Here is a 9118-nt window from a genome sequence, read left to right on the forward strand (position 1 = left end):
TCAAGGGCAAAGGGGTCAGCTTCATGGAGAACCGCTGGGAGTGGCACGGCAAGGCCCCCAGCCGCGAGGAAGGCGAAAGGGCCATCGAGGAGATCGTCAACGGCGGCTAGCGGCGACGGACCGGAACGAGGAACAGCACATGAGCGCAACCGCAACACGCGTCACCTTCGGCGAGACCGTCACCCGGCTGGCCGACGACAATCCGGACATCGTCGTCCTCGACGCCGACCTCCGGAAGTCCACCATGACCGACGAGTTCTCGCGCAAGCATCCCGAGCGTTTCTTCGACGTCGGCATCGCCGAGGGCAACATGGTGGGCGTCGGCGCCGGCATGGCCCTGGCCGGCAAGATCCCGTTCATCTGCAGCTTCGCCTGCTTCGTGGTGGGCCGCTTCGAGCAGATCCGCATGGCCGTGGCCTACAACCGCGCCAACGTCAAGATCGTCGGCACTCACGCCGGCATCGGCATCGGCGAGGACGGCTACAGCCAGATGGCCACCGAGGACGTGGGCCTCATGCGCACCCTGCCCAACATGGCCGTGGTGCAGCCCGCCGACGCGGTCGAGACCCGTGGCGCCGTGGAGTACATCGCGCAACACGACGGCCCCGTCTTCCTCCGCCTCACCCGCCAGAAGGTCGCCGACGTCAACGGCGAGGGCTACGAGTTCCGTTTCGGCAAGGCCGTGGTGCTGCGGGAAGGCGCGGACGTGTCCTTGGTGGGCACCGGCGCCGTCATGGAGAACGTCCTCAAAGCCGCCGAACTGCTGGCCGCCCAAGGAATCAACGCCCAAGTGGTCAACATCCACACCCTCAAGCCCATCGACACCGACTTCATCGAGTCCATCGCTTCAAGCCACGGCAAGATCGTCACCGTCGAAGACCACGGCATCCACGGCGGCCTCGGCAGCGCGGTGTCCGAAGCCGTGGCCGAACTCGGACGCGGCCGCGTCCGTCGCGTCGGCGTCACCGAGTTCGCCGAATCCGGCGACACCGAGGGTCTGTATGGGAAATACGGACTCTCCGCCGAGCACGTCAGCGCGGCGGCGATGGAGTTGATGGATTAGCGATTGCGCGCGGCCCGGAGGGCCGGTTCGTCCCGCCTTGATTATCGCCCGGACCAGCCTACGTGGCTTGCGGTTCCGTAGCCGTTTCCGCACCGTCGCCTGACGGCGCTTCGCCCTTCTCTACCTCGGCTGATTGCGCTTCGGCAGCAGCAACCTCGCCGCCCTCCGGCCCATCCTCCGACACCACCTTCACCTTGATGCTCGGCGTCACCTCCGGCCTCAGCCGGATGGGCACGTCGTACTCGCCCACGCTCTTGATGGGCGCCTCCAGCATGATGCGGCGGCGCTCGACGTCGACGCCCTGCTCTTTCAGGGCCTTCTCGATGTCCATGTTGGTGACGGAGCCGAAGAGGCGGCCTTCCTCGCCCACCTTGACGGTGAACTCAAGGGAGACCTTGGAGAGCTGGTCGCTGATGCCTTGGGCTTCCTTGTTGAGGCGCTCGCGGCGCTGGGCGATCATGCGCTGCTCGTGCTCCAGGGCCTTGAGGCTCTTCTTGTCGGCCAGCACCACCAAACCTCGGGGGAGCAGGTAGTTGCGGGCGTAACCGTCCTTGACCTTGACCACGTCGCCCATGTGGCCGAGGTTCTCAATGTCTTCCTTCAATACGACTTCCATCGACTCTCCTTCAGGTCAGGCCCTCGGTGCCCCGCTTGAGACGACGGAAGTCGCCCCAGAGGTCGAAGAACCCCAGGCCGATGACCAGCACCGTGAGAATCTGCTCGAAGACGATGAGCAGATATCCCAGAACGCGAAAAAACATCGGGACCTTCTTGTAATGAAAGTAATACGACACGATGGCCAGCCCGTGGAAGAAGTAGAACACCGTGCATATGAGCACCAGGTTCAGAGCCAACGCCCGCAACGCGTCTCCGAGGGGAAGGAAAAGCGCGATGCCCGGCGCCAGGAGGAACCACACCATGTGGTCCGGCGACTTCCATTCCTTGAGGTCTCCCACGTGGCAGAAAAACGAGCGATACTGCGGGAAATGCCACGACAGCAGGGCCAGATTGGCCAGCACCACGATCACCAGCATGAAGAAGATCATGCCCGGCAGCATGCGCACGAAAAGCGCCGCCATCTCGCCCGCGTGTTCCCGGAGGTACTCGATGGTCTCGTCCGGGAGGCCCACCCGCTCGTACACTTCCAGGGTCATGAGTACCTGGGCCTCCGCGCCGGTCTGAAGCGCGGTCCAGAGCGCGGAGAGTGAGCCCGCCAATGCGGCCGCGGTCACCAGCATGGCCGCCATCGTCAGGCCGGCGGTGCCGCTCACCACCGTTGCGAGGTTCCAGCCCCTTCCGAACGAGAAGAACAGCAGGTAGGTGACCAGCGCGAACACCAGGTACGCGGCCGCGGCTTCCAGTCCGGCCAGCGCGTAGACGCACACGGCGACCGCCAACGGCAGCAGTTGTCCCGGCTGACGCCCCAGCCTGACGCCCACGAACAGCGCCGGATAGACGACCAGCGGCACTGCCGCGAGCCCGAGAAAGGGCACCCTCAACCCCGCAAAGAAGAGCAGCAGGGTCGCGGCCAGCCCCAGCCCGAACCCCGTGAGCGTGTCCAGCCCCTTCATAAGCCGATCTCCGGGCGACGGAGGCGCCGGGTCAGAGCTTGACGGTGGTATAGGGAAGTAACGCTACCAGGCGGGCGCGCTTGATCGCTTTTGCCAGGCGTCGTTGACACCAGCAACAGGTTCCGGTGATGCGGCTCGGAGTGATCTTGCCCCGTTCCGTCATGAACCCGCTGAGGAGCTTGGTATCCTTGTAGTCGAAGCGCAGATCCTTGTTGGCGCAGAAACGGCACACCTTCCGGCGCGATACGCCGCGCCGGCGGGGCGGCGCATCGCCACCACCCGAACCTCTTCTCCCACGATATTCTGCCATTATCCCTCAGTTCATCCCGCAGTTCTTGTTCGTCGGTCCGCGCCGCGGGGAAGACGCTACTCCTTCAACTCTTCCTGCGCGTTCTCCGTCGCCTCCGTGGCTGCCGGCGGTGGCTCCGCAGGCTCTGACGGCGAGGAGTCCGCCGGCGCCTCCGGCGCTGCCGCGGTCTCCACGGGCGGAGCCGCCGGCTCGGGTTCCGCGGCTGGTTCCGGTTCCGGTTCAGCGGCCGGCTCGGGTTCGACCGCCTGCACAGGTGCGGCTTCCTGTGCCGCTTCCGCCGCTTGCGCGGGCTCGACCTCCGGCTCGGCCTCCGCCGCCCGCGCGGCCTCCTCCGGGCGCGCCAGGGACCGCACGTCTTCGTCGAGCACCACGGTCATGCAACGGATGACTTCGTCGCTCAGGCGCATCACCCGTTCAAGCTCTTCGCTCGTCCCCGCGGACGCCTGGTACTGCACCAGGTTGTAGAGCCCCCGGCTCTGCTTCTCGATGGGGTAGGCGAGGTCGCGCATGCCCCATTCCTCGAAGTGCGTCACCGTGGCGCCCTGCCCTTCCAGCACCCCCCGGAAGCGGTCCCAAAGGTCCTGGTTCCTGCCGCTGTGAACCGGGTGGACGATGAAGAGCGTCTCGTAATGGGTCGTTTCGTCAGTCATGGTCCGTCGAGATTATCGGAACTCCTTGTCCGACATTATTGGCCCGGAACCGATTGTCCGGCGCCTTTCCGTTCCTGCCCCAACATCTGAAATGGCGCCCATGGAGGACGCCATTTCAACCGATACGGGCCTTCCTTAACTAACACAGGGGTAGGCCCATTACAACCATCCGTCTCACACCAGCAGCGGCGCGATGACCAGCGACACCACCGACATGAGCTTGATCAGGATGTTCATGGACGGCCCCGAGGTATCCTTCAACGGATCGCCGACGGTGTCGCCCACCACGGCCGCCTTGTGCGCCTCTCCGCCCTTCGCCTCGTCGGCGAGGTCGCCCCGCTCGATGTACTTCTTGGCGTTGTCCCAGGCACCGCCCGCGTTGGACATGAGCAGCGCCAGCAGCACGCCTGAAACCAGGGCGCCGGCCAGGGTGCCGCCCAGCGCCACCGGCCCGAGGCCGAAGCCCACCGCCACCGGCACCACCACCGCCACGAGGCCCGGCACCACCATCTCCTTGATGGCCGCGCGCGTGGAGATGTCCACGCAGCTCGCCGCGTCGGGCTTGACCCCCTCGCGCCCTTCCAGGAGTCCGGGGATCTCCCGGAACTGCCGGCGGATCTCGTCGATCATCCTGCCGGCCGCCCGCCCCACGGCGGTCATGGTCATGGCGCCGATGAGGTACGGAATCAGGCCGCCGATGAACAGGCCCACCACCACCTCGGGCGAGGTCACCAGGATCTGCACCGGCGGCTGCCCCGCCGCGGCCAGCTCGGCGTCCACGGTCCGCGTATAGGCGGAGAACAGCGCCAGCGCGGTGAGCGCCGCCGAGCCTATGGCGAAGCCCTTGCCGATGGCCGCCGTGGTGTTGCCCAGCGAATCGAGCCCGTCGGTGATCTCGCGCACCTCGGGTCCCAGGCCGCACATCTCGGAGATGCCGCCGGCGTTGTCGGCGATGGGGCCGTAGGCGTCCACGCTCATGGTGATGCCCACCGTGGCCAGCATGGCCACCGCGGCCACGCCGATGCCGTAGAGCTCGGCGGTGGCGTAGGACACCCAGATGGCGACGGCGATGACCACCACGGGCAAGGCCACGCTCTCCAGGCCCACGGCCAGGCCGTGGATGATGTTGGTGGCGTGGCCCGTGCGGCTCGCCTCGGCGATGCGCTGCACCGGCTTGGCCGAGGTGTAGTACTCGGTGATGAGACCGATGAGGATGCCGCCCAGCGAACCCGCGAGCACCGCCCAGAAGACACCGATGGTGACGCCGTGGGCGAGGATGAGCACCAGCGCCCCGGCCAGGAACAGCACCGTGGTGAGGAAGGTGGAGCCGCGCAGCGCGGACTGCGGGTTGATGTTCTTGAACACGCGCATGGAGTAGATGCCGATGACCGAGGCGATGAGCCCGAGGACCGCGAGCACCAGCGGCAACGCCATCAACGTGGAGCGGGCCGCTGGCGTCTGCGCCGAGAACAGCGCGGCGAGGGTTTCCGGCGCGATGGTGGCGGCGATGGCGATGGAGGCGATGACCGAGCCGACGTAGGACTCGAACAGGTCCGCGCCCATGCCGGCGACGTCGCCCACGTTGTCGCCGACGTTGTCGGCGATCACCGCGGGATTGCGCGGGTCGTCTTCCGGAATCCCGGCCTCGACCTTGCCCACGAGATCGGAGCCCACGTCCGCGGCCTTGGTGTAGATGCCGCCGCCGACACGGGAGAACAGCGCGATGGAGCTGGCGCCCATGGCGAAACCGCTGATGTTCTGGGCGTTGTCCGGGTCGCCGTAGGCCAGGAAGAGCAGGCCCACGCCGAGCAGGCCGAGGCTCGCCACCGACAGACCCATCACCGAACCGCCGTTGAAGGCCATGAGCAGCGCCGCCGCCTGGCCGCCCTCGGCGGCCGCCTGGGAGGTGCGCACGTTGGCGCGGGTGGCCGCCTTCATCCCCAGGAACCCGGCGATGACCGAGCACACGGCGCCGGCGAAGAACGCCACCGCGGTGACCACACCGAGCTGCCACGCGAGGAGCAGCGCCACCACCACCACGAACACCGCCAGCACCGTGTACTCGCGCTTCAGGAAGGCCATGGCGCCTTCGTAGATGGAGTCGCTGACGGACTGCATGTTCGCGTCCTTGACCCCGACCTTGATGATGGAGCGATAGGCTCCGTACGCGATGATCAGTCCGACCGCGCCCAGTGGCGGAGCCCAGACCGCTAAACCCTCCATAACGCCTCCTCTGGTGTGGTGTCCGTCCGATGCGCGAGACACCGCTAAGCAACTCGGTTGAAGTTCTCCATGGCCCATACCGGGCCCTTGAACACGATGGCTTCCAAGGCCTCCGCGGCCTTGGTCAACACGCCGTCCAACGCGCCCTCTTCCTCGGGCGAGAAGCGGCTCAGCACGTAATCCACCGCGTCCACGCCGGCCGGCGGACGGCCGATGCCCATGCGCAGCCGGACGAAACCGCTATCGGCCACGTACTGCAGGATCGACGCCAGGCCCCGGTGACCGCCGGCGGAGCCGCCGCAACGGATGCGCAACCGTCCGAATGGCAGGTCCAGGTCGTCGTAGGCCACCACCAGGTCCGCGCCGCGGACCTGGAAGCGCTTCACCAGCGCCGCGACCGCCAGGCCGCTGTTGTTCATGTAGGTCTGGGGCTTGGCGAGCACCAGGGATTCCTGGTCCCACCGTCCCCTGCCCACCAGGGACTCGCAACGCTCCTCGCCGATGCGGGTGTCCGTGGCGTCGGCGATGCGGTCCAGCAGCAGAAACCCGAGGTTGTGCCGTGTGCGCGCATAACGCCGGCCCGGGTTGCCCAAGCCCACGACGAGCTTCACTACGATGTCCTGGGATGGAAGCGCGCGCAGACGCGCCGCTCCCCGTTGCCGGCAACGTCCGTCGGAATCACTCTTCGGTCTGTTCCGCCGACTCCCCGGCGCCTTCCGTCGGTTCCTCGGCCGCCTCGCCTTCGAGTTCCGCCCCCTCCTCTTCCGGCAACGTGGAGACCGTCGGTGCCAGCACCGACACGAGCGTCAAATCCGGGGTGTTGTTGACCACGTTGGGCGGCAGCGTGAGGTCCCCGGCCTTGAGGCTGTGCCCGATCTCCAACGCCGAAACGTCCACCTCGATCTCCGCCGGAATGTCCAGCGGCAGGCACTCCACCTCCAGCTCCCGCATGATGGGCTGCAAGACCCCGCCGTGGACCACGCCCTCGGCTCGTCCGACGAAATGGAGGCCCACCATCAGGGTGATTTTCCTGGATACGTCCACCTCGTAGAAATCGATATGGGCGATGGCGTGTGTCACCGGGTTGTACTGGACCTGCTTGATGAGCACGAGCTTGCCGTCCACCGCGCCGGCGTCGGACTTGAGGCGCAACAGATGGGAGCCTTCCAGGTGTCCCACACGGCGGCGCAACTCGAGGTTGTCCACCTGCACCGCGAACCCTTCCGTGCCCCGGCCATAAACCACGCCGGGGAGCTTGCCGTTACGACGCAGCCGGCCGGCGTCGCGCTTGTTGCCGGCCTGCCTCGTCTCAACAGGTACTTCGACTGTTTCCAAAACTGAACCTCCTGACTGAGAACCGCGGGTATGTCGATCAGAAAAGGGAGCTGATGGAACGCTCCAGGTGCGTGCGGCGGATGGCTTCGCCGATCAGAGGCGCCACCGACAGGGGCTTGATCTTCTCGCACCGGGCCGTCTTGTCGCCGGCCGGTATGGTGTCGGTCACGACCATTTCTTCCATGGGCGAATCGTTGATCCGGTCCAGCGCCTTTCCCGAGAAGATGGCGTGGGTGCAGCAGCCGACGACCTTCCTGGCACCGGCCCGTATGAGCGCTTCGGCGGCCATGGCAATGGTCCCGGCGGTGTCCACCATGTCGTCCACCAGGATGGCGGTCTTGCCCTTCACCTCGCCGATGATGTTCATCTCCTCGACCACGTTGGCGTCGGCCCTGCGCTTGTCGATGACCGCCAGGGACACGTTGAGCTGCGTGGCGAAGGCGCGCGCGCGCTGGGCGCCGCCGGCGTCCGGAGACACGACGATCAGTCCCTCTCCCCCGAAGCGGCTCGACAGGTACTGGAGCAGCACCGGGGCGGCGTACAGGTTGTCCACCGGGATGTTGAAGAAACCCTGGATCTGACCGGAATGGAGGTCCATGGTGAGCATCCGCGAGGCGCCTGCCGTGGTGATGAGATCCGCCACGAGCTTGGCGCTGATGGGCACCCGGGGCGCGACCTTGCGGTCCTGCCGCGCGTAACCGTAGTAGGGGATGACGGCGGTGATGCGCTTGGCGGACGCGCGCTTGAACGCGTCCAGCATGATCAGCAGCTCCATCAGGTTGTCGTTGCCCGGCGCGCAGGTCGACTGGATCACGAAGACGTCGCAGCCGCGCACGTTCTCCTTGATCTCCACCCGGATCTCGCCGTCGCTGAACGTCTCCACCAACGCTTCCCCCAACGGGATCTCGAGACCGTGACAAATGTCGCGCGCCAGCGGGGGGTTGGAATTACCCGCGAAGATTCTCATTTCATCGTGCAACGATCCCATGTCATCGACCCGCGTTGTTGTGAGAGACTCGCCGGCGCCGTTGTGCCTTGACGGCGCGCCGGCCTGCCCGAGGAGAGAGCTTGGCTGGGCGGGAAGGATTCGAACCTTCGAATACCGGATCCAAAATCCGGGGCCTTACCACTTGGCGACCGCCCACCCGACCCGTTGGCGCCCACAATCCCCGGGAGGTCTAATGTTCGTCCCGGTCCTGGCCCGTGTCGCTCGATACGACTTCTCTGTACGCGGCAATGATCCTTTCTTCGAGCATCCGGCGGGTCTCGCTGTTGAGCGGATGCGCCACGTCCTTGTAGGTCCCGTCCCGGCGCTTCTTGCTCGGCATTGAGACGAAAAGACCCGAGGTCCCGCGAATCACCTTGATGTCGCGAACCACGAAGCAATCGTCCAGGGTGATGGTCACATAAGCCTTGAGCTTATCCTCCTCCACGGGAAAGACCTTGACTTCCGTGACCTCCACAGGGACCTCCTTTCCGTCATGCGACGGACGGCTCGCCCTTATGTCAGCGAAAAAGCCAGATACGCCCGAACGTCTTTTTCGCCCCTGAAGCCCGTGAATGCCCTTCTCGCCCGCGCCTCGTCCGCGAAAACGCCGAAAACCGCCGAGCCGCTTCCGCTCATGAGACTGCCGATTGCCCCCTTGTCGTCGAGCCGCTGTTTGAGGTGAGCAATGCGCGGATAGCGGCCGATGGTTACCGATTCGAGGTCGTTTACCATGACCCGAGCCACTTCGTGGGGAGTGCCCAGATTTTCGATCAAGTTATTATTGTTGGACGGTTTTGTCAACTTGAACCGGAAGTTGCGGTAGACCCAGGCCGTGGAGACCGGGAAGCCGGGGAAGAGCACCACCATCCACAGCCGGGGCAGCGCGCCCGCCGGGCTCAGCTGCTCGCCGATGCCGCGGGCGCGGGGGGGGGGGGGGGGGGGGGGGGGGGGGGCGCGCGGGCCCCCCCCCCCCCCCCC

The 9118-nt window shown here is 66.2% G+C and carries 12 protein-coding genes and 1 tRNA gene; 2 read left to right on the forward strand and 11 right to left on the reverse strand.

What is annotated here, in order from left to right:
• Positions 1–110, forward strand: a 110-nt coding sequence (locus OXU42_13185) for a transketolase (GenBank protein ID MDE0030342.1), incomplete at its 5' end; no start/stop codon positions are given.
• A gap of 29 nt (positions 111–139) precedes the next feature.
• Positions 140–1063 carry a transketolase family protein gene (locus OXU42_13190; GenBank protein ID MDE0030343.1) on the forward strand — a complete coding sequence of 308 codons (924 nt, stop codon included), beginning with the start codon at positions 140–142 and terminating at the stop codon, positions 1061–1063.
• Between the two features lie 58 nt (positions 1064–1121).
• On the opposite strand, the gene rplI is transcribed toward OXU42_13190, so the two are convergent.
• The 11 genes from rplI to OXU42_13245 all read right to left on the reverse strand — a co-directional run bounded on the left by rplI (position 1122) and on the right by OXU42_13245 (position 9007).
• Positions 1122–1679 carry a 50S ribosomal protein L9 gene (rplI, locus tag OXU42_13195; protein ID MDE0030344.1) on the reverse strand — a complete coding sequence of 186 codons (558 nt, stop codon included), beginning with the start codon at positions 1677–1679 and terminating at the stop codon, positions 1122–1124.
• 10 nt (positions 1680–1689) lie between these two features.
• Positions 1690–2634: a DUF2232 domain-containing protein gene (locus OXU42_13200; GenBank protein ID MDE0030345.1), complete on the reverse strand. Its 945-nt coding sequence runs from the start codon at positions 2632–2634 to the stop codon at positions 1690–1692.
• 31 nt (positions 2635–2665) lie between these two features.
• On the reverse strand, positions 2666–2944 hold the full coding sequence (gene rpsR, locus OXU42_13205; GenBank protein MDE0030346.1) for a 30S ribosomal protein S18: 279 nt from the start codon (positions 2942–2944) through the stop codon (positions 2666–2668).
• Positions 2945–3000: 56 nt separating this feature from the next.
• The gene (gene rpsF, locus OXU42_13210) at positions 3001–3594 is read right to left on the reverse strand and encodes a 30S ribosomal protein S6 (protein ID MDE0030347.1); all 594 of its coding nucleotides are present in this window, start codon (positions 3592–3594) and stop codon (positions 3001–3003) included.
• Between the two features lie 174 nt (positions 3595–3768).
• Positions 3769–5817, reverse strand: a complete 2049-nt coding sequence (locus OXU42_13215; protein ID MDE0030348.1) for a sodium-translocating pyrophosphatase — start codon at positions 5815–5817, stop codon at positions 3769–3771.
• A gap of 44 nt (positions 5818–5861) precedes the next feature.
• On the reverse strand, positions 5862–6428 hold the full coding sequence (gene pth, locus OXU42_13220; GenBank protein ID MDE0030349.1) for an aminoacyl-tRNA hydrolase: 567 nt from the start codon (positions 6426–6428) through the stop codon (positions 5862–5864).
• A 67-nt stretch (positions 6429–6495) separates the two neighbouring features.
• On the reverse strand, positions 6496–7152 hold the full coding sequence (locus tag OXU42_13225; protein MDE0030350.1) for a 50S ribosomal protein L25: 657 nt from the start codon (positions 7150–7152) through the stop codon (positions 6496–6498).
• Between the two features lie 37 nt (positions 7153–7189).
• Positions 7190–8140: a ribose-phosphate pyrophosphokinase gene (locus OXU42_13230; protein ID MDE0030351.1), complete on the reverse strand. Its 951-nt coding sequence runs from the start codon at positions 8138–8140 to the stop codon at positions 7190–7192.
• An 81-nt stretch (positions 8141–8221) separates the two neighbouring features.
• Positions 8222–8296, reverse strand: a tRNA-Gln gene (locus tag OXU42_13235).
• 34 nt (positions 8297–8330) lie between these two features.
• The gene (spoVG, locus tag OXU42_13240) at positions 8331–8615 is read right to left on the reverse strand and encodes a septation regulator SpoVG (protein MDE0030352.1); all 285 of its coding nucleotides are present in this window, start codon (positions 8613–8615) and stop codon (positions 8331–8333) included.
• A gap of 38 nt (positions 8616–8653) precedes the next feature.
• Complete coding sequence (locus OXU42_13245) at positions 8654–9007, reverse strand: hypothetical protein (protein MDE0030353.1); 354 nt, start codon at positions 9005–9007, stop codon at positions 8654–8656.
• Between the last annotated feature and the right edge of the window lie 111 nt (positions 9008–9118).

It is taken from the genome of Deltaproteobacteria bacterium (genome assembly GCA_028818775.1).
GTDB lineage: Bacteria > Desulfobacterota > Binatia > UBA9968 > JAJDTQ01 > JAJDTQ01.